This window comes from Pseudomonas sp. SDO5215_S409, assembly GCF_054071325.1.
In genome coordinates, this window is the sequence record NZ_JBSVWN010000037.1 from 15065 (window position 1) to 41720 (window position 26656).

Annotated in this window: 24 protein-coding genes and 1 pseudogene; 10 read left to right on the forward strand and 15 right to left on the reverse strand. The window is 63.6% G+C overall.

Annotated features, from left to right (window positions below; all coding sequences use genetic code 11):
* Window position 1: 1 nt before the first annotated feature.
* The gene (gene ggt / locus ACW9H9_RS18655; RefSeq protein ID WP_457344683.1) at window positions 2-1726 is read right to left on the reverse strand and encodes a gamma-glutamyltransferase; all 1725 of its coding nucleotides are present in this window, start codon (window positions 1724-1726) and stop codon (window positions 2-4) included.
* 148 nt (window positions 1727-1874) lie between these two features.
* Between ggt and ACW9H9_RS18660 the strand changes: the two genes are divergently transcribed.
* On the forward strand, window positions 1875-2513 hold the full coding sequence (locus tag ACW9H9_RS18660; protein WP_457344682.1) for a TetR/AcrR family transcriptional regulator: 639 nt from the start codon (window positions 1875-1877) through the stop codon (window positions 2511-2513).
* Between the two features lie 7 nt (window positions 2514-2520).
* On the opposite strand, the gene ACW9H9_RS18665 is transcribed toward ACW9H9_RS18660, so the two are convergent.
* The 4 genes from ACW9H9_RS18665 to ACW9H9_RS18680 form a co-directional block, all read right to left on the reverse strand.
* Entirely contained in the window at window positions 2521-6057 is a 3537-nt protein-coding gene (locus tag ACW9H9_RS18665) for a molybdopterin cofactor-binding domain-containing protein (RefSeq protein WP_457344681.1), read from the reverse strand.
* Window positions 6054-6539 carry a (2Fe-2S)-binding protein gene (locus ACW9H9_RS18670; RefSeq protein ID WP_457344680.1) on the reverse strand — a complete coding sequence of 162 codons (486 nt, stop codon included), beginning with the start codon at window positions 6537-6539 and terminating at the stop codon, window positions 6054-6056. Before ACW9H9_RS18670 ends, ACW9H9_RS18665 begins: the two co-directional genes overlap by 4 nt.
* A 141-nt stretch (window positions 6540-6680) precedes the next feature.
* Window positions 6681-7115, reverse strand: coding sequence for a MarR family winged helix-turn-helix transcriptional regulator (locus ACW9H9_RS18675; RefSeq protein WP_457344679.1), 435 nt, complete (start codon window positions 7113-7115; stop codon window positions 6681-6683).
* Between the two features lie 130 nt (window positions 7116-7245).
* Window positions 7246-8298: a 2,5-dihydroxypyridine 5,6-dioxygenase gene (locus tag ACW9H9_RS18680; RefSeq protein WP_457344678.1), complete on the reverse strand. Its 1053-nt coding sequence runs from the start codon at window positions 8296-8298 to the stop codon at window positions 7246-7248.
* A gap of 307 nt (window positions 8299-8605) precedes the next feature.
* On the opposite strand from ACW9H9_RS18680, the gene ACW9H9_RS18685 reads away from it, so the two are divergent.
* From ACW9H9_RS18685 to ACW9H9_RS18720, 8 genes and pseudogenes are all read left to right on the forward strand, one after another.
* Window positions 8606-9739, forward strand: coding sequence for an FAD-dependent monooxygenase (locus tag ACW9H9_RS18685; protein WP_457344677.1), 1134 nt, complete (start codon window positions 8606-8608; stop codon window positions 9737-9739).
* Window positions 9736-10548, forward strand: a complete 813-nt coding sequence (locus tag ACW9H9_RS18690; RefSeq protein WP_457344676.1) for an alpha/beta fold hydrolase — start codon at window positions 9736-9738, stop codon at window positions 10546-10548. The genes ACW9H9_RS18685 and ACW9H9_RS18690 overlap by 4 nt, the downstream gene beginning before the upstream one ends.
* 11 nt (window positions 10549-10559) lie before the next feature.
* Window positions 10560-11312 carry a maleate cis-trans isomerase family protein gene (locus ACW9H9_RS18695; RefSeq protein ID WP_457344675.1) on the forward strand — a complete coding sequence of 251 codons (753 nt, stop codon included), beginning with the start codon at window positions 10560-10562 and terminating at the stop codon, window positions 11310-11312.
* A gap of 11 nt (window positions 11313-11323) precedes the next feature.
* The gene (locus ACW9H9_RS18700; protein WP_457344674.1) at window positions 11324-11956 is read left to right on the forward strand and encodes an N-carbamoylsarcosine amidohydrolase; all 633 of its coding nucleotides are present in this window, start codon (window positions 11324-11326) and stop codon (window positions 11954-11956) included.
* Window positions 11957-12130: 174 nt separating this feature from the next.
* A pseudogene (locus ACW9H9_RS18705) lies at window positions 12131-13437 on the forward strand (MFS transporter).
* 27 nt (window positions 13438-13464) lie between these two features.
* Window positions 13465-14547 (forward strand): nucleoside hydrolase, encoded by a 1083-nt coding sequence (locus ACW9H9_RS18710; RefSeq protein ID WP_457344673.1) that lies wholly within the window; start codon window positions 13465-13467, stop codon window positions 14545-14547.
* The gene (locus ACW9H9_RS18715; RefSeq protein WP_457374539.1) at window positions 14490-14738 is read left to right on the forward strand and encodes a hypothetical protein; all 249 of its coding nucleotides are present in this window, start codon (window positions 14490-14492) and stop codon (window positions 14736-14738) included. The genes ACW9H9_RS18710 and ACW9H9_RS18715 overlap by 58 nt, the downstream gene beginning before the upstream one ends.
* Complete coding sequence (locus ACW9H9_RS18720; protein WP_457344672.1) at window positions 14719-14976, forward strand: bacteriocin immunity protein; 258 nt, start codon at window positions 14719-14721, stop codon at window positions 14974-14976. The genes ACW9H9_RS18715 and ACW9H9_RS18720 overlap by 20 nt, the downstream gene beginning before the upstream one ends.
* 64 nt (window positions 14977-15040) lie before the next feature.
* Here the strand turns inward: ACW9H9_RS18720 and metC are convergent, their stop codons facing one another.
* From metC to ACW9H9_RS18770, 10 genes are read right to left on the reverse strand one after another with little or no spacing between them, the layout of a single operon-like run.
* Window positions 15041-17740, reverse strand: coding sequence for a cystathionine beta-lyase (metC, locus tag ACW9H9_RS18725; protein ID WP_457344671.1), 2700 nt, complete (start codon window positions 17738-17740; stop codon window positions 15041-15043).
* Between the two features lie 24 nt (window positions 17741-17764).
* Window positions 17765-18412: a glutathione S-transferase family protein gene (locus ACW9H9_RS18730; protein ID WP_457344670.1), complete on the reverse strand. Its 648-nt coding sequence runs from the start codon at window positions 18410-18412 to the stop codon at window positions 17765-17767.
* Window positions 18409-19005, reverse strand: a complete 597-nt coding sequence (locus ACW9H9_RS18735) for a cysteine dioxygenase (protein WP_457344669.1) — start codon at window positions 19003-19005, stop codon at window positions 18409-18411. Before ACW9H9_RS18735 ends, ACW9H9_RS18730 begins: the two co-directional genes overlap by 4 nt.
* A gap of 16 nt (window positions 19006-19021) precedes the next feature.
* The gene (locus tag ACW9H9_RS18740; protein ID WP_457344668.1) at window positions 19022-19846 is read right to left on the reverse strand and encodes an amino acid ABC transporter ATP-binding protein; all 825 of its coding nucleotides are present in this window, start codon (window positions 19844-19846) and stop codon (window positions 19022-19024) included.
* Entirely contained in the window at window positions 19833-20516 is a 684-nt protein-coding gene (locus ACW9H9_RS18745) for an amino acid ABC transporter permease (protein WP_457344667.1), read from the reverse strand. The genes ACW9H9_RS18740 and ACW9H9_RS18745 overlap by 14 nt, the downstream gene beginning before the upstream one ends.
* Window positions 20506-21240, reverse strand: a complete 735-nt coding sequence (locus tag ACW9H9_RS18750) for an amino acid ABC transporter permease (protein WP_457344666.1) — start codon at window positions 21238-21240, stop codon at window positions 20506-20508. The genes ACW9H9_RS18745 and ACW9H9_RS18750 overlap by 11 nt, the downstream gene beginning before the upstream one ends.
* Window positions 21237-22448 (reverse strand): aminotransferase class I/II-fold pyridoxal phosphate-dependent enzyme, encoded by a 1212-nt coding sequence (locus ACW9H9_RS18755; protein ID WP_457344665.1) that lies wholly within the window; start codon window positions 22446-22448, stop codon window positions 21237-21239. Before ACW9H9_RS18755 ends, ACW9H9_RS18750 begins: the two co-directional genes overlap by 4 nt.
* Window positions 22445-23857: an FAD-binding oxidoreductase gene (locus ACW9H9_RS18760; protein ID WP_457344664.1), complete on the reverse strand. Its 1413-nt coding sequence runs from the start codon at window positions 23855-23857 to the stop codon at window positions 22445-22447. The genes ACW9H9_RS18755 and ACW9H9_RS18760 overlap by 4 nt, the downstream gene beginning before the upstream one ends.
* Window positions 23850-24656: a transporter substrate-binding domain-containing protein gene (locus ACW9H9_RS18765; protein ID WP_457344663.1), complete on the reverse strand. Its 807-nt coding sequence runs from the start codon at window positions 24654-24656 to the stop codon at window positions 23850-23852. Before ACW9H9_RS18765 ends, ACW9H9_RS18760 begins: the two co-directional genes overlap by 8 nt.
* A gap of 1 nt (window position 24657) precedes the next feature.
* A complete protein-coding gene (locus ACW9H9_RS18770; RefSeq protein WP_457344662.1) occupies window positions 24658-25491 on the reverse strand; it encodes a transporter substrate-binding domain-containing protein in 834 nt (277 codons plus the stop codon).
* 242 nt (window positions 25492-25733) lie between these two features.
* On the opposite strand from ACW9H9_RS18770, the gene ACW9H9_RS18775 reads away from it, so the two are divergent.
* Window positions 25734-26585, forward strand: a complete 852-nt coding sequence (locus tag ACW9H9_RS18775; protein ID WP_457344661.1) for a LysR substrate-binding domain-containing protein — start codon at window positions 25734-25736, stop codon at window positions 26583-26585.
* Window positions 26586-26656 lie beyond the last annotated feature (71 nt).

Below are 26656 nucleotides of genomic sequence, written 5' to 3' on the forward strand. Positions count from 1 at the left end.
ATCAGTAACCCAGCGACAACCCGCTGTTGCGGCGTGGGTCGTTAGCCCCGTAGAACCGATTGTTGCCCACCGGCTTGCTACCCAGCGACGGCGCGCCCACCAGAATCGCCGCCAGGTGGTTCGCAGGCTGCGGCCCGGCAAATTTATGCCCCCAGCTTTCGAGGATCTTCTGGGTGTCGGGGCTCAAGGCAAAGCGTTCGATGTTGGTCGCTTCCGGCATCCACTGTTGGTGGAAACGCGGCGCGTCCACGGCCTCTTGAATGTTCATCTTGTAGTCGATGACATTAATCATGGTCTGCAAGATCGCGGTCAGGATCCGGCTGCCACCTGGCGTACCCACCACCATCACGGCCTTGCCATCGCGGGTGACGATGGTCGGGCTCATCGATGACAGCGGCGTCTTGCCCGGCGCAATCGCATTGGCTTCGCCCTGGATCAAGCCATACATGTTCGGTACGCCGACCTTGACCGTGAAGTCGTCCATCTCGTCGTTGAGAATCACGCCGGTCTTGCTGGCCATGACGCCCGCGCCAAACCAGTCGTTGAGGGTGTAGGTCACCGACACCGCGTTGCCCCATTGGTCCACGATCGAATAATGGGTGGTGTTGCTGCCTTCATGGGGCGACACGCCCGGTTTGATCGCCTGGGAATCCCCGGCCTTGTGCGGGTCGATGGCGGCGCGCAGTTTGGCGGCGTAGTCCTTGTCCAGCAGATGGGCCACCGGGTTCTTCACGAAGTCCGGGTCGCCCAGGTAGCTGTTGCGGTCCACGTAGGCGTGGCGCATGGCTTCGATCTGGTAGTGCACGCCCTGGGCCGAGCCATAGCCCAGCTCGGCCATGGGGTAGCCTTCAAGGATGTTCATGATCTGGCAGATCACCACGCCACCCGAACTCGGCGGCGGCGCCGACACAACGTGGTAACCCCGATAGTCACACTCCACCGGGGCCAGTTCGCGGGTTTTGTACGCGTCCAGGTCGGCCTGGACGATGATGCCCTTGCCCTTCTGGCTGGCGTCGACGATCGCCTTGGCCACCCAGCCCTTGTAGAAACCGTCGCTGCCCTTGGCGGAAATTTCCCGCAGGGTTTTCGCCAGGTCTTTTTGCACCAGCGTCTGGCCAACCTGCATCGGCTCACCGTTATGCAGGAAGATCGCGTGCAAGTCCGCGTCTTTCTTGAACTCGTCGGTGGCGCTGTGCAGCATGTCGATATCGCCCTGGTCCAGGGCAAACCCTTCCTCTGCCAACTTGATCGCCGGGGCAATCACCTGGGCGCGCTTGAAGGTGCCGTATTTGTTCAGCGCCATCTCCATGCCCGACACCGTGCCCGGTACGCCGACGGCCAGGTGGCCCTTGGCACTCAGGCCGTCGATGACCTTGCCGTCCTTGTCCAGGTACATAGTGGCAGTGGCGGCCAGTGGGGCTTTTTCACGAAAGTCCAGGAAGGTCTTGCGCCCGTCGGCCAGTTGCACGGTCATGAACCCGCCGCCGCCCAGGTTGCCGGCCGCCGGGTACACCACCGCCAGCGCATAACCCACCGCGACTGCGGCATCCACCGCGTTGCCGCCGGCCTTGAGGACATCGACGCCCACGTGCGAGGCCAGGTGCTGGGCCGTGACCACCATGCCGTTCTCGCCCGCCACCGGGGCCTGTGAAGCGGCGTTGACCATACCAAAGGGCACCAGTAGCGCGGTGGCAAGGAGTGTGCGGGTAAAGGGTTGATATTTCATCCATGACTACTCTGTTTATTGGAAGCCCCCGAAGGTAACGCTTTTCGGATCCAATTCGCAGCGCCTTGGCGTGTTTGTGACAGCGCCTGTCGGGAACAGAGATATACCCATGCTATATTCGCGGCCTTTGGTCGTGAGGAGCCGCCCGATGGCAACCAGGAAAACCGGGATCCGCGCCCAACAAGCGGACCAGACGCGCGCGCGCATTCTCCAGGCGGCGGTCAAGGTGTTCACCCGCGACGGCTACTCCGGCGGGCGCGTAGACAGCATCTCCAAGGAAGCGGGCTCCAACGACCGCATGCTCTATTACTACTTCGGCAGCAAGGAACACCTGTTCGTGTGCGTGCTGGAGCACACCTACGAGCAATTCAACAAAGCCGAAAGCAAGCTCAAGCTCGACCTGGCGGCGCCCGCGCAAGCGTTGCAGGACCTGGTGGGGTTTATCTGGCATTACTACGTCAAGCACCCCGAATTCGTGGCGATCCTGAGCGTCGAAAACCTGCACAAGGGCAAGCATGCCCAGCAGTCGAGCGAACTCAAACGCTTGTCGGGTGAAGCGGTGGGCGTGCTGCGCCCGATCATCGAGGCGGGCCAGCAGCAGGGCCTGTTTCGCGATGATGTAGACATCAAGCACGTCTACCTGATGATCGCCTCGCTGTGCTACTTCTATAACTCCAACCAGCACACCCTCAGCTCGTTCCTGGGCGAAAACCTGGCAGACAAGGGCCAGCAGCGCGACTGGCTGGCCTTTATCACCGACCAGATCCTGCGCGGTATCCAGCGCTGAAACCCGGTCAGTGCGTTCCCGGGTTGGCGCGCAAATGTGCCACCTTCTGCACCAACCCCTCCCAGGCCGGTGCATTGGGCGCAAATTGCCCGCGCAGGTAAGCCGCCAGTTGTGCCACTTGGGTGTCCGACAGGCTGTCCTTGAACCCTGGCATGTACCCCAAGTCCTGGGTGGCCGGGGTATTGATGCCCTGCAAAATCACCTTGATCAAGTTGTCGGGCCGGTCGCTGTGCACATTGGTGTTGGTGGCCAGCGAGGGGCTGACGCCAAACAGTTTCGGCCCCAGCCCATCGGCATGGCAGGCCTTGCACGCGCCCTCGAACACCCGGCGCCCCTCGGGGTTAGGCTGCGTCGCCGTCGCCACCACCCGGGCTTCGCCCGCGGCCTGGTCATTGAGTGAAGCGAGGTACACCGCCATCGCGCGCACGTCCGCCTCGGGCAATTTGGCCAACTGCGTCACCACCGGCCCCATCGGCCCTGCGGCCACACCGTGGGCCTCGGAGTAGCCGGTGCTCAGGTAGGTGAACAACTGGTCTTCGGTCCACGGGGTCGGCGCCTTGGACAGGCCATTCAGCGCAGGGGCTTCCCAGCCGTCTACCGTGCCGCCAGCCAGGAACGCCGCGCCGCCCTTCTCCGCACCCATCAGGTTGCGCGGCGAATGGCACGCCGCGCAGTGCCCCAGCCCATTGACCAGGTACGCCCCGCGATTCCACTGCGCACTGCGCTCGGGCTGCACGCGGATTTCACCCCGGCGCAGAAACAACGCATTCCAGCCCGCCATCAACGGCCGCAGGTTGAACGGAAAGCTCATCGCATTGGGCATCGGCGCCTGGCTGACCGGCGCCTGCGACATCAGGTACGCATACAGCGCCTGCATGTCCGCATCGTTGATGTTGCGAAACGCCGTGTAGGGAAACGCCGGGTACAGGTTGCGCCCATCCCGCCCAATGCCGTCGCGCATCGCCCGCTCGAACGCCGGGTACGACCAGTTACCGATGCCGGTCTTTTCATCCGGGGTGATGTTGCTGCTGTACAAGGTGCCAAACGGCGTGTGCATCGCCAGGCCGCCCGCATTAGTGGCCCCGCCCGGCGCGGTATGGCACACCGCGCAATCACCCGCCGCCGCCAGCAACCGCCCGCGCTCCAGAGTGGCCTTGGACCAGGTGCCTGCGCTGGGGGGCGCAATGGGTGCGATCTGCGCGTGAAACGGCCACGCTGTCGCGGCCATGCCCAGCACCGCACCGAAGGCTGCGAACAGCGAGCCGAACAGCCATTTGCGGCGCTTTTCGGGGGCCTTCGCAGGCTCGCCCAAGGTGCCCGCGTTCAAGGCCGCCAAGACCCGCTCGGGGGTGATGGGCAGCTCACGAAAACGAATGCCGGTGGCGTCATAAATCGCATTGGCAATGGCCGCCGCACTGGGCACCGACGCCGATTCGCCCGAGCCCATGGGCGGCTGGTCCTGGCGCGGCATCATCAGCACGTCGATCTCGGGCACCTGGGGAAAGGTCAAGATCGGGTAGCCGCCCCACTCCTTGCTGGCCACGGTGGACTCTTCAAACGTCACCCGCTCCTTGAGCACCCGGCTGGTGGACTGGATCACGTTGCCGTGAATCTGGTGCTGCACCCCCGCCGGGTTGATCATCATCCCCGCGTCGTGGCCGATCACCACCCGCGTGACCGACACATCGCCGGTCTGCTTGTCGATAGCCACGTCCGCCACCCACGCCGCCCACGCGGCGCCAAACCCCGGGAATTTGCTGTGGATGTAGCGCGCGTAGGCAAAGCCGCGGCCACGCAACAGATGGTCGTCGTTGGCGGTTTGCATCGGCGCAGTGCGCGGTGACCAGTTGGCGCGCTCGGCGGTGGATTTCACCAGGTCGATGGCCCGCTCATCCTTGAGGTAACGCAGGCGGTATTCCACCGGGTCCACCCCGGCGGCAAACGCCAGTTCGTCGATATAGGATTCGTGGGCAAACGTATTGGGCAACGCCGACACGCCGCGCATCCACGAAGCCCGCACGATAGGCGCCATGTCGTTAATGCTCACGCGCATATGGTCGATGGCATACGGCGGGATCGACGTGCGGTCGCCCATCTCGAACATCGCCGCCACCGGCTCCACCCGCCCGGTCAGCAGCAAGGCCAGGGTCGGCGCGCCGTTGGACGGGTAGCTGGTTTCAAAGTCATAGGCGGCAATGCTGCCGTCAGCGTTGAGGCCGCCGTCCACCTCCATCAACTGCGCGGTGCCCTTGGGCTCCCACTGGTGTTCCTGCTCGCGGGTCAGTTGCACCCGCACCGGCTTGCCCACCGCACGCGAGAGCAGCAAGGCGTCGGCGCACACGTCATCAGCGCAATTGCGCCCATAACAACCGGCGGCCTCCATGCGGATCACGTCGATCAGGCCTTCTTCGCACGACAGCAACCAGGCCAGGTCCGCACGTAGCAGGTGCGGGTTCTGGCTGCCGGTCCACACACGGCTGCCGCCCGGTTGGTAATCCGCTACGCCGCAGGACGGGCCGATAGAGCCATGCATCTGGTAAGGCCACAGGTACGTGCGCGGCATCCGCTGGCTGGCGGCGGCCAGCGCATTGTCAACCTCGCCCTGGTCCAGCACCGTGCGCCGCACCCGTGGGTTGTCGCGAATGGCCTGCTCCACATCGCTCATGTCCGGCAACGCCTGGTTCCAGGGCTTCCACTGCACCTGCAACTGCTGCGCAGCCTTGATCGCCTGTTCTTCACGCAGCGCCACCACACCGATGAAGTCGCGGATCACCACCACCGCGACGATGCCCGGGATATGGGCGATGGACGCTTCATCCACGCTCAGCAAGCTGTTGCCCACAAACGCGCCGCAATCCAGCCCCGCGTACGGCGGGCGAATCACCCGCCCGTGCAGCATATCCGGCACGCGCAGGTCGTGGACGTAGGTCAACTCGCCGGTGGCCTTGCCGGGAATGTCGACCCTGGCGGCGCCTTTGCCCACCAGGCGGTACTCGTCGATCGGCTTGAGCGGCGCGTCGCCAGAGATACGCAGCTCGTCATGCTCGCCACGAACCAGTTGCGCATAGCTGACGGTGCGGCCGTCTCTGGCGTGGATCACCCCGGCGTCCACCGTCAGCTGCCCGGCGTCCACCTGCCAGCGTGCAGCGGCACGCGCCAGGAGAAAACGCCGCGCTTCGGCCGCGGCATTGCGCAGCGGCACCGCGGAAATCTGCAAGGTCGCGCTGGCGATGGTCGCGCCCTGGTTCGGCACGCGCTCGGTGTCGCCCAGCACCATGTGCACCTGCTCGAGCGTCAGGTCCAGTTCTTCGGCGACGATCTGCGCCAGCGAAGTACGAATGCCGGTGCCCAGGTCCACATGGCCGTTGAACGCATACACCAGGCCGTCATCGTTCACGGCGATAAACAGCCCCAGCTCCTTGGGTTTCACCGTGGGCGTGCCGCCCTTGGCCACCGGGCCCGAGGGCGGCAACACGTCATCGACAATCAGCAGCACGCCGGTCTTGGCCAGCCATTGGTCACGGGTAGGGATCACGTCGGTCATGGGCGAGGTCCGGTTTGACGGGCGGCACGCAGCACTGCCCGCAGGATTTCGATGTGAGTACCGCAACGGCACAGGTTGCCCGACAGCGCATTGCGCACCTCGGTTTCGCTGGGGTTGGGGTTGCGGTCGAGCAAGGCCTTGGCGGTCATGATCATGCCGTTCAGGCAATAGCCGCACTGCGCGGCCTGCTCGTCGATAAACGCCTGCTGCACCGGATGCGGCGCCTGGCGTGTGCCCAGCCCTTCAAGGGTGACAATCTCGCGCCCCACCGCGCCGCCCAGGGGCAACACGCAAGCGCGCGCGGCCACGCCGTCGACGATCACCGTGCACGCGCCACATTCGCCCAGGCCGCAGCCGTACTTGGGGCCGTTGAGCTGCAAATCGTTGCGCAAGATCAGTAGCAACGGCGTATCGGCCATGGCGCTGACCTGCGTGGTATGGCCGTTGACCTCAAGGGCCACGGTGATGTGCTGGCTGTTCATGCGCTTCGCCCACTGCTGTTGGTGAAGTGCCTACTACATCAAAAAGTCAAAAAAAAGCGCCGCGTCCCTGGGGCCTCGCGACACACTTTTTTGATGAAGTGGCGACTACATGAACAACCAGCAAGAACAATGCCAGCCGATTTATTCCTGCGGATCGTCGATCATCTTGCGCAGCAAAAACAGCACCGCCACCTGCTCGGCGGGGTTGAGGTTACTGAGGGTCAACTGGCTGATTTTGGCGGCACTGGTCACGGTCTGCGCCACCGTTGCGGCACCGGCGGCGGACAAGTCCACCACCACCTTGCGCCGGTCCTGGGGGTCTGGTTCCAGGGTGATCAGTTCCTTGGCCTTGAGCCGCTCGACAATACCGCGAATGGTCGCCTGGTCTACCGCTGTGGCCTTGACCAGCTCGGTCAGCGAACTCGCACCGTGATCGCGCAAGGCACACAGGGTGACAAACTGCACGGCGGTGAGCTGGGAGTCACCGACATGCTGCTGAAAGATCGCCAGGTGGCGCTGATAGGCCTTGCGCAACAGGTGGCCGACTTGCTCGGAAAAAACGTAGGGATCAGACACTGCGGGCTCTACAGGCGATGGACGAGAGTGGGCATGATGGCGAGGTTGCAGGCCGGACTCAAGCACCCGTGCTGAAGTGGCGTGGCGTGCCGCCCCGCTCACCACAACCGCCCCAGCCCCGCCCCGGCCCCTAGCGGGCGCGGGAAGCCTGGGGCGCGACCACATCACCGCCGATCACCACTGCTTCGTCGTCCAGGTACACGTCGCAGTTACGCAGCGGAATGTCCATGTGGCACGGCGTCTTGCGCGTCCCACCCACCTCGGTGTTGGGCCCGGTGGAGAACAGGAAGTTGCCGTAGAACGCCCGCGCGTCCATGCACATGCCGTCGTTCTTGTCGTGCAGGCCCATGGCGGTCCACTGCGCCCGTGGCTGCAAGCCCCAGCCGATATGGGAAATGCCGTACACCTCGGGGTCGTCGAAGTACTTCATGTAGTCGCTCAGGTACTGCGCCTCGAAACCACCGTGAATGCGAGTGATGAAGCCTTTTTCGATTTCCAGGGTGATTTTCTCGCGGGTGTAGGTCTTGAACGGCAAGAGGATGTCGCCAATGTCCAGCACCAGTACGCCTTCGGCGGTTTCCTCGTTGGGCCAGGAGAACAGGAAGCCGCTGGGCCAGTGATCCCAGCGCCCCGGCTCGTCGGCAAAGCCGTATTCGGTGACCGACGGGTATTGCCCCAGCGCGGCGCGAAAATCACTGCCCGCGCGGGATTTGACATGGATCGAGCGCGCCTTTTTCAACAGTTGCTCGGCCGCCAGCACCCGCACCTTGTCTTGCTCGGTGGGCAGCATGCGCGCCAGCACTTCCGGGGGCTCCACTGCCAGCAGGATGCGCGTGCCGGTCTTGAGGATCTGCTCCTGTTCCGGTGAGTGCAGCAGCATCATCGTGTCGACGATCAAGTCGGCCGCCTCCAGCGCCCGCTGGGCCGCGATGTTGCCAGTCAGCGCGGTGTCGCCGCAGTAAGCGGTCATGTCGTTACCCATCGCCTTGGGGTGGTTGAACGAGGGCAATTCCACCGCATACACCTTGGCCCCCAGGCGCTGCGCGGCGTCCATCGCGGCGCGCACCGTGCGCGGGTCGGAATAGTGACTCTTGAGCACTGCCACGCTCTGGGTCGCATCGACCTTGGACAAGCTCAACACGTGTTCAAACATCTGGGTCAGTTCGCAGTCGCTTACCGGCATGTTCCTGTCTCCTGAAAGATTGCACCAAGTTCTGGCACCACGCTTCACCTCGGTGCATTTTTATAGCGTATACGCTAATTAATCACGATAAGACCTGAATTAAGGCCGGACTGCAAGCAGCGCACCAAAACGTTACCAATCCACACAAACCCAATAAAATATGGGCTATATGCGTTACACGGGATAAATATGGCCAAAAAATAATTTTTCGCCCACAGGCTATTAATTTAAAAATATGAGCGTATACACTTTAAAAACCTTGCGGACCGCTGCCGCCAGAAAACCAAAAAAGAGAGGACCACGCCCCATGGCAAGCACACAGAAAATCGCGATCGTCGGCGCAGGCCTGGGTGGCGCCGCCGCCGCCACCCTGCTGCAACAGGCCGGGTTCGACGTGGACATCTTCGAGCAGGCACCGGAATTTTCCCGCCTGGGAGCCGGGATCCACATGGGTCCCAACATCATGAAAATCTTCCGCCGCATGGGCATCGAAAAACAGCTGGACCTGATGGGCTCGCACCCCGAGCACTGGTTCAGCCGTTGCGGCCAGACCGGTGATTATTTCTCGCGCATCCCCCTCACCGGCTACGGCGCGTCCTACATCACCGTGCACCGGGGCGACCTGCACGCCTTGCAAATGTCCACCCTCAAGCCGGGCACCCTGCACTTCAACAAGCGCCTGGAAACCCTGGAAGAAACCGACAACCAGGTGCGCATGACCTTTGCCGACGGCGAGGTGAGGTACGCCGACATCGTGATCGGCGCCGACGGCATCAACTCGAAAATCCGCGAAGAACTGCTGGGGGTCGAAAAACCGCTGTACAGCGGCTGGGTCGCGCACCGTGCATTGATCCGTGGCGACCAGTTGGCCAAGTACGACCTCGCGTTTGAAGACTGCATCAAGTGGTGGACCGAAGACCGCCACATGATGGTCTACTACACCACCGGCAAGCGCGACGAGTACTACTACGTCACCGGCGTGCCCCATGCCGAGTGGGACTTCCAGGGCGCCTTTGTCGACAGCAGCCGCGAAGAGATGTTCGAGGCCTTCAAGGGTTACCACCCCACCGTGCAGGCGCTGATCGAGTCCACCGAAAGCGTGACCAAATGGCCGCTGCGCAACCGCAACCCGCTACCCCTGTGGAGCCGTGGCCGCCTGGTGTTGCTGGGCGACGCCTGCCACCCGATGAAGCCGCACATGGCCCAGGGCGCTGGCATGGCCATTGAAGATGCCGCGATGCTCACACGCTGCCTGCAAGAAACCGGCATCAGTGACTACCGCACCGCCTTTGAACTGTACGAAGCCAACCGCAAGGAGCGCGCCTCCCGCGTGCAGGCCGTGTCCAACGCCAACACCTGGCTGCGCAGCCAGGAAGACCCCGACTGGGTCTACGGTTACGACCTGTATGCCCACCCCCTCAAGTCGGGGGTGGCCGCATGAGCACCTTTCTCTACGGCGCTCACGTGCACGCCAACGGCATTCGCCAGCACTACCTGCGCTACGGCGGCAAGGGCCCCGTGCTTGTCCTGGTCCCGGGCATCACCAGCCCTGCGATCACCTGGGGGTTCGTGGCCGAGCGCTTTGGCGCGCACTTTGACACCTACGTGCTGGACGTGCGCGGGCGCGGCCTGTCGGCAACCGGCCCCGACCTGGATTACAGCGTCGAAACCTGCGCCGATGACATTGGCGCGTTCGCCCAAGCACTGAACCTGGACCGCTACCACCTGGTGGGCCATTCCATGGGCGCCCGCTTTGCCGTGCTGAGCGCAGTACGCCACCCGCAGGGCGTGGACCGTGTGGTGCTGATCGACCCGCCCGTGTCCGGCCCCGGCCGCCGTGAATACCCGAGCAAACTGCCGTGGTACGTCGACTCGATCCGCCAGGCCACCCAAGGCATGGACGCCGAGGCGATGCGCGCCTTTTGCGCCACCTGGAGCGAGGAGCAGCTGCAACTGCGCGCCGAATGGCTGCACACCTGCTACACGCCAGCCATCGTGCGGGCCTTCAACGACTTCCACGATGTGGACTTCCATCAGCACCTGCCGCACCTCAAGGCCCCCACCCTGCTGATGGTGGCCGGGCGCGGCGGCGTGATCCTCGATGAAGACATCGCCGAAATCCAGGACCTGCAACCGGCCATCAAGGTCGCCCGCGTGGCCAACGCCGGGCACATGATCCCCTGGGATGACCTGGAAGGTTTCTTCGCAGCCTTCGACGAATTCCTCGGCCCACGCCTCACCCCACAATAAGGGAAACCTCCATGCTCAAGCCTTACCGCATCGGCCAGATCGTGCCGAGTTCCAACACCACCATGGAAACCGAGATCCCGGCGATGCTCATCGCACGCCAGGCGATCCGCCCGGAGCGCTTTACCTTTCACTCCAGCCGCATGCGCATGAAACAGGTGCGCAAGGAAGAACTGGCGGCCATGGACGGCGAGTCCGACCGCTGCGCCGTCGAGCTGTCCGACGCCAAGGTGGACGTGCTGGGCTACGCCTGCCTGGTGGCGATCATGGCCATGGGGCTGGGTTATCACCGCCAGTCCGAACAGCGCCTGCGCAAGGCCACTGCCGACAACGACGCAAACGCCCCGGTCATCACCAGCGCCGGTGCGCTGATCGAAGGCCTGAAAGTGATGGGCGCCAAACGCATCGCGATTGTCGCGCCGTACATGAAGCCGCTCACCGAACTGGTGGTGGACTACATCCGCGAAGAGGGTTTTGAGGTGGTGGACTGGCGCGCCCTGGAGATCCCCGACAACCTCGAAGTGGCCCGCCACGACCCGGCCAGGCTGCCCGCCATCGTCGCAGGCATGAACCTGGAAGGCGTGGATGTGATCGTGCTGTCGGCCTGCGTGCAGATGCAGTCGCTGCCGGTCGTGGCCAAGGTCGAAGCGCAAACCGGCAAGCCCGTGCTCACCGCGGCCATCGCCACCACCTACGCCATGCTCAAGGCGCTGGACCTGGAACCTGTGGTTCCCGGCGCCGGTGCGTTGTTGTCCGGCGCGTACTGAGGAGCGCGGCCATGAGTGAACAAACCGCCGACGCCAACTACCAGGGCGTGTGGGGCAACCGCATCGGTTTCGGCAAAAAAGCCGCGCTGCTGATGATCGACTTCATGCAGGGCTACACCACGCCGGGCGCGCCGCTGTTCGCGCCGGGGGTGGTCAGCGCCGTGGCCGAAAGCGTCGCGCTGCTGGCCACCGCCCGGGCGCAGGGCATTGCGGTGGTGCACACCAATATCCGCTACCATCCCGGCCATTTCGCCGACGGCGGTATCTGGGTCAAAAAAGCCCCGGTGATGAAGGACATGGTCGAGGGCAACCCGCTGGCCGCGTTCTGCACCGAGGTGCTGCCGCATGCCGATGAAGTGGTGATCACCAAGCAGTACGCCAGCGCGTTTTTTGGCAGCAGCCTGGCCCCGATGCTGCACGCTCAGGGCATCGACACCGTGGTGCTGGCGGGCTGCTCCACCAGCGGCTGCATCCGCGCCACCGCAGTGGACGCGGTGCAACACGGCTTTCGCACCATTGTCGTGCGCGAGTGCGTCGGCGACCGACACCCGGCGCCCCACGAAGCCAACCTGTTCGACATCGACAGCAAGTACGGCGACGTGGTGAGCAAGCAGGAGGCCATCGCCCGGTTCAAGGAGCAATAAGGTTTGACCCGGAACCGCGCCACAGAGCGCGGTCCTTGAAAAACTGAGGCTGGCCTCCAAGCAGGGCCGCCTCAGTCTTCTGACACTGCCTTTGGACGTCGCTTCTACAGCACGCCGAAGTGCTGAACAAAGCGGCCGTATAAAAACCATAAGTCACCGCCAGGAGACACCCCGATGCCCATTGCGAATGCAGCGCCCGCGACCACCGTCGCCGACCCCGTCCACACGCTCTACCACAAGATCACCTGGAAGCTGATCCCGTTCCTGTGCTTCTGCTACCTGGCCGCTTACCTGGACAGGATCAACATCGGCTTCGCCAAACTGCAGATGCTCGACCAGTTGCACTTCAGCGAAACCGCGTTCGGCCTGGGGGCCGGGCTGTTTTTTGTCGGCTACATCCTGTTTGAAGTGCCCAGCAACCTGGTACTGGAAAAGGTCGGTGCGAAGATCTGGATCGCCCGCATCATGATCACCTGGGGGCTCTTGTCGGCATGCACCCTGCTGGTCACGTCCACCACCCAGTTCTACATTCTGCGGTTCCTGCTGGGCGCCGCCGAAGCGGGCTTTTTGCCGGGCGTGCTGTATTACCTCACCACCTGGTTTCCCACCTACCGCCGGGGGCGGATCATCGCGCTGTTCATGATCGGCCTGCCGCTGTCCAGCGTCATCGGCGGCCCGCTGTCGGGTTGGGTCATGGGGCATTTCGACCAGATCGCCGGGCTGCGCGGCTGGCAGTGGCTGTTTTTGATCGAAGCGATTCCCAGCGTGCTGCTCGGCGTGCTGACCTTCTGGGCACTGCCCAACAGCTACCAGCAAGCCAAATGGCTGTCGGAGGACGAAAAACGCCTGCTGCAAAGCGAACTGCGCAAGGACGACGCCGACGGCAGCGCCAGCAAGCACAGCTTTCGCGACGGTTTCTTCAACCTCAAAGTGTGGATGCTGGGCGGCATCGACTTCTCGATCCTGCTCAGCGCCTACGCCATGGGCTTCTGGATGCCGACCTTCATCCGCAACGCCGGTGTCACCGACACCTTTCACATCGGCGTACTCACCGCCCTGCCCAGCGTCGCTGCGCTGCTGGGCATGCTGTTGATCGGCGCCAGCTCCGACAAACACCGCGAACGCCGCTGGCACATCATCGTGCCGTTCTTCATCGGCGCAGCAGCCATGGCCACCAGCACGTTCTTTACCCATAACGTGGTGGCCAGGCGCTGTTCGCCATTGCCTCGGCCGCCATCATCGGCGCCGTGCCGGTGTTTTTCAGCCTGCCAGCGACCTTTCTCAAAGGCACGGCGGCGGCCACCGGCTTTGCGCTGGCGTGTTCGCTGGCCAACATTGCAGGCCTGGTGAGCAATTCGTTGATGGGGGTGGCGATCGACCTCACCGGCAGCAGCGCCGGGGCCTTGTGGTTTTTCGCTGGCTGCCTGATTCTCAGCAGCTTCCTGGTCATCGCCTTGCCGGCGAAACTGGTGAACCGCTAACAACAACAATTTTTCGAGTGAATCCCCATGCAAGGTTTCATCAAACGCTGTGCCCTGCTCGTTGCCGTAGGCCTGTGCGCCGGTACGGCCCAGGCGGCCGAAAAGGTCATCTTCGACACCGACTTCAACGTGCTCAACGATGACGGCCAGGCCTTCATCATGCTCGCCCAGTTGCATGCACAAAAACGCATCGACCTGCTGGGCATGACCCTGGTCAGCGGCAACGCCTGGGTCGACCAGGAACAGGTGGATGCGCTCAAGGCGGTAGAACGCATGGGCGTCGAAAAACACGTCGGCGTGTATTCCGGCGCGGCCTACCCGTTGCTGCATGACTACGCCAGTTACGAACAGGAAAAGGCGCTATTCGGCACGGCCTGGTCCGGCGCCTTCAAGGCCCCGCGCCCCACCTCGCCTGCCCAACTGATCGCCCCGCCAGACGGCCTCGCGACCCACACCCAACTGCGCAAGGAAACCGCCGCCCAGTTCATCGTCGACAGCGTGCGGGCCAACCCGCATGAAGTCACGCTCCTGGCGGTGGGCCCACTGACCAACATCGCCCTGGCGATCCGCTCGGCACCGGACATCGTGCCGCTGATCAAACGCATCGTGTACATGGGCGGCGCGCTGGAGATCCCGGGCAACACCACGCCCGCGGCGGAGTTCAACTGGTGGTTCGACCCCGAGGCGGCCAAGATCGTGTTGCGCTCAAAAGTGGAACACGTGATCTTCCCCAACGATGTCTGCGAGACCGTCACCTTTGACAAGTCGGTGTACGAGCGCGTGATTGCCCACAAAGGCGCGATTGCCGACCTGTACAAACACGAGTTCGGCCCGCTGTTCGCCAAAGACCCGAGCTACCACAGCTTCACCTGGGACAGCCTGCCCGCGCTGTTTCTGGTCAACCCCGACATCGTCACCCAATCGCGCGACCTGTGGGTGGACGTAGACGCCACCTTTGGCGCCGACTACGGCCGCGCACTGGGCTACAGCAAAGTCGCGCCGGTGGGAACGCAAAAAGCCAAGGTGGTGTTCGGCGTGGACCAGAAAAAATTCTGGGACGGCTACGTCAACCTCGTAACCTTGCCTACTCCGGTGACCCTCAAGCCGTAAACCCTGGCCTCTTTCCCTACTGGAGCAGTGATTGCTCGCTCCAGCAGGGAAACAGGGCTTTTGAACTTCACCCTGTGAATGGGCTTTGCGCAGGCGGCGAGACTTACAACGTCGACAACGTTCGGGTCAATACGCCTAAAAACCCTCGACACATTCACCGGAAACAGACGGATGAAAACACAGTTCTCTGACTTTACCGAAGCGCAATTCATACGTTTTATGCAGAGCATTCGAGCGGCCAACAGAGAAGCTTCTGATGAAGTGCTTGATCTGCTGTTGAGTCAGTTTTGCTCTGTCACAGAACACCCTGACGGTACAGACTTGATCTATTACCCCGAAGAGGGTGCAGATAATTCCAACGAGGGCATTACGCAAACGGTTAAGCATTGGCGCGAAACCAACGGTCTGCCGGGCTTCAAAACCGCCTGACTGATAGCGCTGAAAAAAGCTGGGAAGCGGCGGTGCACGCTCCCCTGCTTTTCAGGCGCGGCCATTAAGCCAGCGCTGCAAACCCGCGCTGCAAATCCTCGATCAGCGCCTCCACATCCTCAAGGCCGATATGCAAACGCAGCACCGGGTTCAGTGCACGGTTTGCCTGGTTTTCGCGGTCCTGGGTATCGGCTGGCGTGATCAGGCTTTCGTAGCCGCCCCACGATGCGCCCAGGCCAAAGACCTGCAGCGCGTCGATAAAGCGCTCGACGTTGCGCACATCGGCGTCCACCAGTTCGAACGACAGCAAGCCGTTGCTGCCGGTGAAGTCGCGCCGCCACAGGGCGTGGTCCGCATGCCCGGGCAATGCCGGGTGGAACACCTGTCGCACCTGCGGTTGCGCCTGCAACCACTGCGCGACCTGCAACGCCTGGCGCTCGTGCACGTCCAGCCGCGCAGCCAGCGGGCGGGCGCCGCGTAGCACCAGGTACGCATCGTCCGGGCTCACGGCGTTGCCGAAGGTATCGCTCATCTTCGCAAGCGTCGGCCACGCCGCTTGAGTGGTGCACACACTGCCCATCATCACGTCGCTATGGCCGCCCAGGTACTTGGTCAACGCCATGATGGAAATATCCGCCCCCAGCGTCAGCGGCCGGTACAGGTAACCCGAGCCCCAGGTGTTGTCCACCGCCAACAGGATGCCGCGCGGTTTGCACAGCGCCGCTATCGCGGGCAAGTCGCACAGCTCATACAACAGCGAGCCCGGCACCTCGGCGTAGACCATTCGGGTGTTGGGCCGAAGCGCGGCCTCAAGGCCCTTGCCGTTAGGGGCAAAATAGCTGACCTCGATACCGAACGGCTGAAGAAACTCAAGCGCCAACTTGCGCACGGGCGAGTACACCGCATCCGTGATCAACACGTGGTCGCCGGGACGCAGGTAGGCCAGAAACACCTGCGCCGCCGCGGCAAGGCCGGTGCTGTAGAGCCGTGTGCGATAGCCGCCCTCGAGTTCCGTCACCAGGTCTTCCAGGGCAAACGCCGTCGGATTACCGCGTGCGCCATAGCTCAGTACGCGCTCGCTGTCGCGTCGGGCGCGGGCATCGCGCATCTGCGCCAGGTTGTCGAACAACACCGTGCTCAAACGGGTCACCGGCACATTCACTGCACGGCCGCCCTGGCCTTTTGCAGTACGTGCGGCATGCGCCAGGCGGGTGCGTACCCGCGACGGTTTTGTAAGCGGGGTGAGGCTGGCAATCTCGGCCTCGCTCATCTGCGCGAGCAAGCCGATCTCCCACGCCAGGTACTGACGCGCCGCCGCCTTGTTGCCGCTGTGGCGGTCGTGGGTGAAGAACAGAAAGTCGATGCATTGAGCGTCTGCCAGCGTCTGCACGCCCTCGCTCACCGGCAACCCGGCGGCCACCCCTGCGGCAAAACCGCCGTCGAGCAGGTGCACCGGCCCCGGCAGGTCGAGGGCTGCAAAAGCGGCCAGCGCCGGGTCGTCAGCCACCAGCACCAGCGGGCGGTGATCGGTTGTCAGCAATGAGCGGATCGACCACTGCGACCCGGCAATATGCCCCTTGCGGTACACCATGCTGGGGCGCAGGTCCACCAGGTTGACCGCCAGGCCTTCCAGCGCCTGCACGCTGATCAACGGCAACGGCGCATACGCCACCGGCGCGATCAGGGGCAGCACCAAACCGCTGCCGATGCCCCCTTCAAGTACGTAGGCCTCGTGGCCCAACTGGCGCAACCAGCTGGCCACAATGGGCGCGCGGATGCCGTCGCTGTCCACCAGCACCACCCGCGCGCGGCGTACGCCCACGTACAGGTCGGTGGACTGGATCAACTGCCCGCCCGGGGTGTGTTGCGCGCCGGGCAGTGTGCCCACGGCAAACTCTTCGGCGGTACGCACGTCGCACAGGAACAGGCTGCGCGCGGCGTCATCGGCCCATTGGCGCACCTGCCCGGCCGTCACCGTGACCACCCCTGCGCGCTCGGCCAACTGCTGCGCGGCCAGGCGCTGGGGCTGCAAGTCGCTGCTCACGGCGTCGGCATACCGCCGCGTGCTGCCGTGTTCCAGTTGGAAGTCTTCCAAGTACCAGCCTTGCGTGCCGTTTTCCAGCGCGTACACCGGGTTTTTCAGGCCCAGGTTGATCAGGGTCTGTGCGCCAATGATGCTGCGGGTGCGGCCCGCGCAATTGACCACGATGGGCGTGGCGTCGTCGGGCACCAGGTCATGCACGCGATACCCCAGCTCGCCATTCGGGCAGCAGACGGAGCCGGGAATGGTCATCTTGCGGTATTCCTCGAACGGCCTGCCGTCCAGCACCACCAATGGCGTGCCCGCGGCTTGCCAGTCGGCCAACTGGCGAGCGGTGACGTGAGGCGTGTGACTGGCCTCCTCCACCAACTCGCCAAAGGCTTTGGACGGCACATGCACACCGGCAAACAGCTGGAAACCGGCGGCCTGCCAGCCCTCGGCGCCGCCTTGCAGGCGATGCACATGCGTATACCCCAGCGCCTCCAAGCGCTGCGCCGTGCGCGCGGCCACGTCGCTGTCGTCCTGGTCGTAAATGACCAGGCGCACCTGAGGGTTGGGCGCCAGGCGACGCACCTCCAGCTCCAGGCGACTGTAGGGCAGGTTCACCCCATAAAACAGGTGGGCCTCGCCGTATTGACCGTGCTCACGCACGTCGAACAGGGCGATTTCCTGCCCGTCAAACAACCATTGCTGCAATTGCTTTGGGGTGATGGTCTTGCTCATGAAAGTCCCAACCAGAAAGAGGAGTTATTGCAGCGCCAGCGAGCGCTCGTTTACCGCGATGTCGCGGCCCTTGGCATACGCCCGTTGCACCGCCGGGCGCGCCTTGATGCGCTGGCGCCAGGCCTGGATATGCGGGTAGCTCGCCAGGTCCTGGCCTTGGCGCAGCGGCTGGATCCACGGGAAAATCGCCATATCGGCCACCGAGTAGTCCCCGGCCACGTAAGGCACCTCGGCGAGGCGCTGCTCCAGCACCTGGTAGAGACGCGTGGCTTCGGCGTTCAACAGGTCCAGGGCAAATGGGATCGGTTGGGGCGCCTTTTCCTTGAACACCTGCAACTGGCTCAGGTACGGGGTGATATGCCCCACTTGCCAGAACAGCCATTGCTGCACCGTTTGCCGCTCGGCCGTGCCGGCAGGCGGCAAGAAGCGCCCGTCGGTGTCAGCCAGGTAATTGAGGATGGCGCCAGACTCGAACAGGCTCAGCGGCGTTTGGCCGCGGTAGTCGACAATCGCCGGAATGCGCCCATTGGCGCTGATGCGCTGGAAGCTCTCCTGTTTTTGCGCACCCTCGCGGATGTTCACCGGGATCAAGCGGTAATCCAGTTCCAGCTCTTCGAGCAGGATGCCGACTTTCAGCCCGTTGCCGGTCGGCCAGTAGTAGAAGTCGATCATGCGTAGGCCTTGATCGAAGGCGCCATCTGCGAGGCGTTGTAGTTAAGGATTCGACCGTCCGCCTCCACACCGTAACGACCGTTGAGCGACTCCAGCGGCAAGCCGTACAGGTGGAAATGCAATGTCGCCTGCTCGCCCTCCACACGAATGCCGTGCAGGTCTTCACCCAAAAACGAAATCGAGGTGCCCGGCTGCACAATCACTTCCTTTTGCAGGCTCAGCGTGGTGAAGCCCGGCTCGCGCCCTTCATCGTTGCGCTCATAGACATGGTTGATCTCCTGCCCCTCGATGGCACTGATGATCGCCCACGTCTCGTGGTTGTGCGCGATGGTGCTTTTGCCCGGCAGCAATGAGTTCAGGTACAGCGTCGGGGTATCGCCGTCGTCGTTGAGGCGATAGCGGAACGCGGTACTGCCCTGCCCCGGCACCGGCGCGGGGAAGGCGTCGAAGTTGAACAGGTCGCGGCGCTCCGTGAGGCCTTCCAGCAAGGCGACGATTTCTGCCAGCGCGGCACGGTCGACGCCGCGGTCGTTGATCACGCGGACTTGCTGCAGGAAGGCTTCGATAACGGCGGCACGGTTTGCGGTACTCATGACGGTACTCCTCTTATCAGACAGACAGGCTGTAACGGCTCAAATTGGTCAACAGGTACGGGTCGTTGGCAGGCACCGGACGGCGTCCCGGGTCACCCAGCGCATGGCGCAGGAACACCTGGGTGCGCTCGCTCGCCGGGTTCTGGAAGATCTGCGCGGCGCTGCCGTGCTCCACAATCACACCGTTTTCGGTGAAGTAGACGAGGTCGCTGATGTCCTCGGCAAAGCGCATTTCGTGGGTGACCAGCACACAGGTCATGCCCTCTTCGGTCAGCTCACGGATCACGGTGAGCACTTCACCGACGGTTTCCGGGTCCAGGGCCGAGGTCACTTCATCGAACAGGATCAGTTCCGGGCGCATCGCCAATGCGCGGGCGATCGCCACGCGTTGCTGCTGGCCACCGGAAAGCTGGCCCGGGTAGGCATCGGCCTTGTGCTCCATGCGCACCTTGGCGAGCAAGGCGCGGGCGTCTTTTTCGGCGTCGCTGCGGTGGCGGCCCAGCACTTTGCGCGGGGCGATCACCAGGTTCTCCAGCACCGACAAATGCGGGAACAGGTTGTATTGCTGGAACACAAACCCGACGCGCTTGCGCAACTGGATGCGCTGGGCCTCCTGGGTGAGGGTGTCTACCCGTGTGTCGCCCACGCGAATCGTGCCTTGCTGGGACGACAGCAAACCGGTGATGCAGCGCAGGATGGTGGATTTACCCGACCCCGACGGGCCGATGATCGACACGGCCTGGCCGCGATGCACGTCAAGGTCGATGCCTTTGAGCACCCGGTTGTCGCCAAACGACAGGTGCACATCCCGCAGGCTCACCAAGGGTTCAATAGAAGGCATAACGGCGCTCCAGGTGTTGGGTCAAACGGGAAATCGGGTAGCAATAGGCAAAGAACAGCGCGAGCAGGCTCAGGTAAATCACCACGGTGAAGCCGGTGATGTTCACGGTGTTGCTGGCGATCTGCGCGGTGTCGATCACGTCATGGACTCCCACCAGCGAGGCGAGCGCGGTGCCCATGGTCACCACGGCATACAGGTTCATCCACGGCGGCAACATGCGCTTGAAGCACTGCGGCAAAATGATCGAGGTGAACAACTGCACCCGGGTAAACGCCAGCGAGCGCGCCGCCTCCCACTGGGTGCTGGGGATCGAGCCGATGGCGCCGCGAAAGATCTCCGCCACGTTGGCACTCGCTGGCAACGCCAGCCCGATGGTCACTTTGATCCAGTCGGGAAACGACACGTAGCTGCTGCCGATGTGGATCTCGAAGGGGAATACATAGGTGGTGAAGTAGATCAGCACCAACCACGGCGCATTGCGAAACACCTGCACCCACAGGCGCGACACACTGCGCAGCGGTGACAGCGCCAACGCGCCGATCAACACCCCCAGCACGGTGCCCAGGGCAATCGCCAACAGGCTGATCAAAATATTCTGGGCAAAGCCCACCGCCAGCGCGGGCGACCATTGCAACAGTGCGTTGAGCACCGGGAACGATTCAATGGCCATAACCGGGCATCCTCAGGCGCGCTTCCAGCGCACGCCCCACGCAATTGACGACAAAACTCAGCAGGCCGAAAAAGCTCAGGATCAAGATCATCAGCTCCAGCACGTTGTCGCTCTGGGTCCAGATCATGATCGAGGCGTAGGTGATATCGCCGACAGCAATCGCCGAGGCCACGGCGGTCATCTTCACCAGGTCGATCAGGTTGTTGATCAACGACGGCAAGGCAAACCGCACGGCCAGCGGCAACTGCACGTTCCACAGCAACTGGCGACTGCTGAAGGCCAGGGAGCTGGCGGCCTCCAGCGTCACCGCCGGCACCGCTTCGATGCCCGCGCGCAGGGCTTCGGCGTGAAAGGCGCCCTTGTGCAACGAGATCACGATGACTACCCAGGCAAACGGCGTCAGCGGGTTGGCCGCGCCCACCGCTTGGGTGAGCAACATGTTGAGCACCAGAAACGCGCAGTACAGCTGCACCAGCGTCGGCGTGTTGCGCGTGACCTCGATGAACACCCGTGCAGGCCTCGCCAACCATGGGTTGCCCGAGGTCAGCAGCGCCGCCAGGCTGATGCCCGCCAGCAAGCTGCCCACGATCGTGAACAGGCACAACAACACCGTGGTCCAGGCGCCTTGCACCAAGGTGCCGCGCTGGTAGGCGTCCAGCAAAAAGGTGTAGTTCAGCCCGAACCCTGCGGCCCAATGAACAAAAAGCGCCAGCCAATCACTCATGCCGCGCCCCGCAATTGCGCGCATGCCACCGCAATCCGCCGCCCGGCTTCCACCACGCTGTCGGTGGCAGTGGCGATGGACAGGCGAAACCACGGCGAGAGGCCATACGCGCTGCCCGCCACACCGGCCACGCCTTCTTCCAGCAAATACGCGACCACGTCGGCGTCGTCGTTCAGGCGCTGGCCGTCCGGGCGGTAGCGGCCTAGCAGGCCCTGGCAGCGAATGAACACGAAGAAACCGCCCTGCGGCTCCAGCACCTCGAGGCCGTCCACCGGCTGGAGCGCCTGCACCAGCAGGTTCCGGCGCAATTGATAGGCCGCGACCTGCTCTGCAAGAAACGCCAGGCCCCCGTTATAGGCCGCGAGTGCCGCCGCCTGCCCCACCGAAGACGCACCCGAGGTGGATTGCGATTGCACCACCGCCATCGCCTCAGTCAGGGCCTTGGGCCCGGCGCCAAAGCCGATGCGCCAGCCGGTCATGGCGTACGTCTTGGACACGCCGCCCACCAGCAGGCAGCGACCCTGCAGATCGGGTGCGACATTAAGCAGGCTCTGGGCCGGGCGGCCGTCGAAACGGATGTGTTCGTACAACTCGTCCAGCAACACCAGCACGTGGGGATGGCGGCGCAACACCTCGGCCAACGCGTGCAGTTCGGCCTCGCTGTACACCGCCCCGCTGGGGTTGCCCGGGCCGTTGAGGATCAGCCAGCGGGTGCGGGCGTTGAGGTGCTGCTCCAACTGCGCGGGCAGCAGCTTGCAGCCCTGGGCAAAGCCACATTCGATGAACACTGGCTCGCCGCCGTTGAAGCGCACGCTGTCGGGGAACGACGGCCAATAAGGCGTGGGCACCAGCACCTGGTCGCCGTCATCCAGCGTCGCGGCAAAGGCGTTGAAGATGATCTGTTTGGCACCGTTGGCAATGACGATGTTTGCCAGCGGGTAGTCCAGGTGATTTTCTTGCAGCAACTTGCGCTGCACCGCCACCCGCAGGGCCTTGACGCCCGGTGTCGGCGTGTACTTGGTGGCGCCTGCGGCAATGGCGGCGTAGGCGGCCTGCTTGATGTGCTCGGGGGTGTCGAAATCCGGTTCGCCGGTGGTGAGGTCAAGTATGTCGCGACCGGCCTCGCGCAGCTCGGTGGCGCGGGACTTGGCGGCAGCATTGGCGGACAGCGACACGCGCTGCACCCGTTGGGACAAGCGGACGGTCATGGCAGCACCTTGCCGGGGTTGAGCAAATTGTGAGGGTCAAGCGCGTGCTTGATGCGGCGCATCAGGTCCAGCTCCACCGCGCTTTTGTAGCGGCTGAGCATACCGACCTTGCGCTGGCCAATGCCGTGCTCGGCACTGATGGAACCGCCATGGGCGTGGGCGCTGTCATGCACCAGCGCGCTCAATTGGGCGTAGTGGGCCATGTGCGCGTCGATGCTCGAGCCCAGCGGATGGGACACGTTGTAGTGCAGGTTGCCGTCGCCCAAGTGGCCGAAAGTAAAATTGCGCACGCCGGGAAAATGCTGCTGCAACAACGCGTCGGTATGCGCGACGAAGGCCACCACCTGAGAAATCGGCACCGAGATGTCGTGCTTCATGTTGCGCCCGGCACGCTTTTGCGCCTCGCTCATGTTTTCGCGCAGCAGCCACAGCGCTTCGCTTTGCGCCAGGCTTTCGGCAATCAAGGCATCGGCCAGCAATTGCTGCTCAAAGGCTGCGCCCAGCACCGTTTCAAAGGCTTCACGGGCGTGGGCCTCACCGTGGTTGTCCGACAGCTCCAGCAACGCGAACCACGGCTGGCGGGCGTCGAGGAACGGTTGCGGGCCTTCGGGAAACTGCTCGCGCAGCAGCGCCAGGCAATCGGCGCTGAGCAGTTCGAACGCGGTCAGGCTGGCGCCAAACCCTGCGCGGGCATGGGACAAAAACGCCACGGCCTGCGCCAGTTCGTCAAAGGCCAGCAACGCAGTGGCCTGGGCCTTGGGCAGCGGGAACAGCTTGAGGGTGGCGGCGGTGATAATGCCCAGCGTGCCTTCGCTGCCAATGTACAGGTCACGCAGGTCGTAGCCGGTGTTGTCCTTGCGCAAACCACGCAGGCCGTTCCAGATCTCACCTTCGGCGGTCACCACCTCCAGGCCCAACGTCAGCTCCCGGGTGTTGCCGTAGCGCAACACCGCAGTGCCACCCGCGTTGGTGCCAAGGTTGCCGCCAAGGGTGCAACTGCCCTCGGCGCCCAGGCTCAGCGGAAACAGGCGCCCTGCCGCACGGGCCGCGTCCTGCACGTTTTGCAGGATGCACCCGGCTTCGACGGTGAGGGTGTCGTTGTCGGTATCAATACTGCGCACACGGTTCATGCGGTCCAGCAGCAGCAATACCGAACGGCCGCTGGCGTCCGGAGTGGCACCGGCCATCAGCCCGGTGTTGCCGCCCTGCACCACCACCGGCGTGTTCAGCGCCACGCACGCGCGCACCACCGCCGCCACTTCTTCGGTAGTGGCCGGGTGCACCGCCGCGATCACCTTGCCGGTGTAGCGGCCCTGCTTGTCGGTGAGCCAGGGCGCGGCGTCTTCATTGCGCTGCACGTGGGCGGCGCCGAGCAGTTGTTGCAGGGTGTCGAACAGCGTTTCACTCATGGCTCAGTTGCTCGTGCAAGTCACGCAGGGCCTGGGACGGGGCCATGCCGGTGCGCTCGCCCAGGGCGATCAGCCAGCCGCTGCGGTGCCACTCGCGCACGATGGCGTCGAGCTTGGCCTGGGTGTCGTGCTCGCCCTTGCGGACCCAGATCACCGATTTGGACGGGATCAAATCGCCCGGCAACGGGATTTCATAACCGGACCACTCGGCATCGTCGAGCAAGGCGTGCATGGTCGGGCTGACGTGCACCGCCGCCACACAACCGTTGCCGCGCAGCGCCAGCAGCGACTCGGACTGGCTGCGGAACGCCTTGATCTCGGCGCCGTAGGTTTCCTGCAACGGCTTGATGAAGTTGCTGCCCTGGGACACGCACACCGGCTTGCCTTTGAGGTCGGCCCACTGGGTGATGCCGGCGCCCTTGCGAATCAAAGCCGCGCCGCCGACTTCCTCATAAGGCGTGGGCACGTAGTCCAGAATCTGCGCGCGCTCGTCGGTGTACTGCATGTTGGCGATCAGGATGTCGACCTTGCCTTGTTGCAGGAACTGCACGCGGTTGGGCGCCAGTACCGAGACGGTCTTGGTTTCTACGCCCAGCGCCTGGCCGATGCCCTTGGCCAACTCGACGTTGTAGCCCAGGTGCTCGCCGGTTTTGGGGTCGATGCTGCCAAACGGTGGGCCCGTGAGGATCACCCCTACGCTGATGGCATGGCGTTGCTGGATCTTGTCCAGGGTGGCGTCGGCCTGGGCCACGCTTGCACACACGGCAAGACTGAGGGCGGCCAGCAGTTTTAAGGTCATATCAGGCGCCCTTGAACTGGTTGTGCAATTGCACCAATGCCGGTGAGGCCGGGGTGATGCGGTTGCGGGTCTGTGCCTCGATCAGCCAGCCGCTGCGGTGCAGCTGCTGCACGATGGGGTCGAGCCGGGCTTGGGTGTCGCCCTCGCCACGCCGGGTCCAGATCACGGACGGGGCCGGGTTCAGCTCCGGGCTGATAGCGCGGTAGTCCTTCCATTCGGCGCTGTCGTTGACCAGCGGGTTGACCAGGGTGGAGTCATGCACCGCCGCCACGCAGTTGTTGCCGCGCAGTGCCAGCAGCGACTCGGAGGAGCTTTTGAACGCCTTGATCTGCGCGCCCAACTCGGTCAACGGCTTGACGTAGCTGCTGCCTTGGGAGGTGCACACGGGCTGGCCCTTGAGGTCGGCCCAGGTGGTGATCGTGCTGTCTTTGAGCACGGCGGCGGTGCCACCGATCTTGTAGAACGGGGTGGGCACGAACCCGAGGATCTCGCCACGCTCGGCGGTCCATTCCATGTTGGCGATCAACAGGTCGACTTTGCCCTGTTGCAGGAACTGCACGCGGTTGGCGGGCAGCACCGGCACCAGTTGCACCTCGGCCCCCAGCTGGCGCCCCAGTTCGTTGGCCAGGTCCACGTTCAGGCCCTTGGGTTGTTGGGTCACGGGGTCGATGCCGCCAAACGGCCCGCCGGACAACATCACCCCCACCACGAGCACATGGCGTTGCTGGATCTTGTCCAGGGTCGCATCGGCCTGCACCGCCGCACTGCCCAGGGCGATCAACGCACCCAGTATCACCGGCATCCCTTGTTTTACCGCTGCGCGCACAACGCCCATGGCCTCTGCCCCTCATTAGCGATCGGCGTACCCCGACCTGATGGGAGGGCATGCTAGGGAGAGTGCTGGGTGAACGGAAATGCAAATATCTAATATCGTTATAACTTGCCGTGTTTCTAAAACCACGACCTTGGATTAATCACCCATTTTGCGGGCCCATATAAAAAATTCGCGATCCAATACATAAATATCTGTAATGTTTATCTTCTCGCACTTGATATAAAACCGCCCCGGAACTGGCCATGTCGACCCTTGACCTTGAACTGCTGCGCACTTTTATTGCCGTGGTCGATCACCACAGTTTTGCCGAAGCCGGCACCCACTTGGCGCGCACGCAATCGTCTGTCACCCAGCACATGCAGCGCCTGGAACAGCAAGTGGGGGTGAGCCTGTTCGAAAAGCGCGGCCGCCAAAAACAACTGACCGAACCCGGCCTGCAACTGCTGCGGCATGCGCGGCAAATGCTGTCTCTCAACGACGACGCGCTCAATTCACTGCGTGAAAGCAGCCTGAGTGGCGTGTTACGCATCGGTTCGCCCCACGACATTGCCGACACCATCCTGCCGCCCATTCTCAGTCGCATCGCCCGGTCGGCACCGCGCTTGCGCCTGGAAATCGACGTGGGCCGCAGCCCCTTCCTGATGGACGATCTGCACCGGGGCAAGGTCGACATGATCATCTCCACCCGTACCGATCCCAATCTGGAAGGCTTTGCCCTGCGCACCTCGCCCGTGTGGTGGATCTGTTCGGCGCAGTACCTGCACGCCCCCAGCGAGCCGCTGCCCCTGATCCTGGTGGACGAGCCCAGCATCTACCGCCGCTATGCACTGGAAGCATTGGAGCGAGCAAATATTGCGTGGCGCCAGGCCTACCTGGCGTCCAACCTGATCGGCATCAAGGCCGCCACCCGCGCAGGGCTGGGCGTGACGCCACGCAGCATGGAAATGCTCGGCCCGGACATGCGGGTACTGGGTGAAAACGACGGTCTACCGAGGATGCCGGAGGTGACGTATTACCTGTGGATCCGACCCAATACGGCGAACCCGATTGCGCGCAAGGCGTATGACTTGATTCGGGCAAGCCAGGGGTTGTGAGGGGGCACGTGATACGTGGAGGTAGCCCCGCACACTGAGTGGACGTCAGCAAATAACACCGTCAAAGCAAG

Bases quoted from the DNA above. Each gene is read 5' to 3' on its own strand.
- ggt (WP_457344683.1), bottom strand. From the start codon at position 1,726: ATGAAATATCAACCCTTTACCCGCACACTCCTTGCCACCGCGCTACTG.
- ACW9H9_RS18660 (WP_457344682.1), top strand. From the start codon at position 1,875: ATGGCAACCAGGAAAACCGGGATCCGCGCCCAACAAGCGGACCAGACG.
- ACW9H9_RS18665 (WP_457344681.1), bottom strand. From the start codon at position 6,057: ATGACCGACGTGATCCCTACCCGTGACCAATGGCTGGCCAAGACCGGC.
- ACW9H9_RS18670 (WP_457344680.1), bottom strand. From the start codon at position 6,539: ATGAACAGCCAGCACATCACCGTGGCCCTTGAGGTCAACGGCCATACC.
- ACW9H9_RS18680 (WP_457344678.1), bottom strand. From the start codon at position 8,298: ATGCCGGTAAGCGACTGCGAACTGACCCAGATGTTTGAACACGTGTTG.
- ACW9H9_RS18685 (WP_457344677.1), top strand. From the start codon at position 8,606: ATGGCAAGCACACAGAAAATCGCGATCGTCGGCGCAGGCCTGGGTGGC.
- ACW9H9_RS18690 (WP_457344676.1), top strand. From the start codon at position 9,736: ATGAGCACCTTTCTCTACGGCGCTCACGTGCACGCCAACGGCATTCGC.
- ACW9H9_RS18695 (WP_457344675.1), top strand. From the start codon at position 10,560: ATGCTCAAGCCTTACCGCATCGGCCAGATCGTGCCGAGTTCCAACACC.
- ACW9H9_RS18700 (WP_457344674.1), top strand. From the start codon at position 11,324: ATGAGTGAACAAACCGCCGACGCCAACTACCAGGGCGTGTGGGGCAAC.
- ACW9H9_RS18710 (WP_457344673.1), top strand. From the start codon at position 13,465: ATGCAAGGTTTCATCAAACGCTGTGCCCTGCTCGTTGCCGTAGGCCTG.
- ACW9H9_RS18720 (WP_457344672.1), top strand. From the start codon at position 14,719: ATGAAAACACAGTTCTCTGACTTTACCGAAGCGCAATTCATACGTTTT.
- metC (WP_457344671.1), bottom strand. From the start codon at position 17,740: ATGAGCAAGACCATCACCCCAAAGCAATTGCAGCAATGGTTGTTTGAC.
- ACW9H9_RS18730 (WP_457344670.1), bottom strand. From the start codon at position 18,412: ATGATCGACTTCTACTACTGGCCGACCGGCAACGGGCTGAAAGTCGGC.
- ACW9H9_RS18735 (WP_457344669.1), bottom strand. From the start codon at position 19,005: ATGAGTACCGCAAACCGTGCCGCCGTTATCGAAGCCTTCCTGCAGCAA.
- ACW9H9_RS18740 (WP_457344668.1), bottom strand. From the start codon at position 19,846: ATGCCTTCTATTGAACCCTTGGTGAGCCTGCGGGATGTGCACCTGTCG.
- ACW9H9_RS18745 (WP_457344667.1), bottom strand. From the start codon at position 20,516: ATGGCCATTGAATCGTTCCCGGTGCTCAACGCACTGTTGCAATGGTCG.
- ACW9H9_RS18750 (WP_457344666.1), bottom strand. From the start codon at position 21,240: ATGAGTGATTGGCTGGCGCTTTTTGTTCATTGGGCCGCAGGGTTCGGG.
- ACW9H9_RS18755 (WP_457344665.1), bottom strand. From the start codon at position 22,448: ATGACCGTCCGCTTGTCCCAACGGGTGCAGCGCGTGTCGCTGTCCGCC.
- ACW9H9_RS18760 (WP_457344664.1), bottom strand. From the start codon at position 23,857: ATGAGTGAAACGCTGTTCGACACCCTGCAACAACTGCTCGGCGCCGCC.
- ACW9H9_RS18765 (WP_457344663.1), bottom strand. From the start codon at position 24,656: ATGACCTTAAAACTGCTGGCCGCCCTCAGTCTTGCCGTGTGTGCAAGC.
- ACW9H9_RS18770 (WP_457344662.1), bottom strand. From the start codon at position 25,491: ATGGGCGTTGTGCGCGCAGCGGTAAAACAAGGGATGCCGGTGATACTG.
- ACW9H9_RS18775 (WP_457344661.1), top strand. From the start codon at position 25,734: ATGTCGACCCTTGACCTTGAACTGCTGCGCACTTTTATTGCCGTGGTC.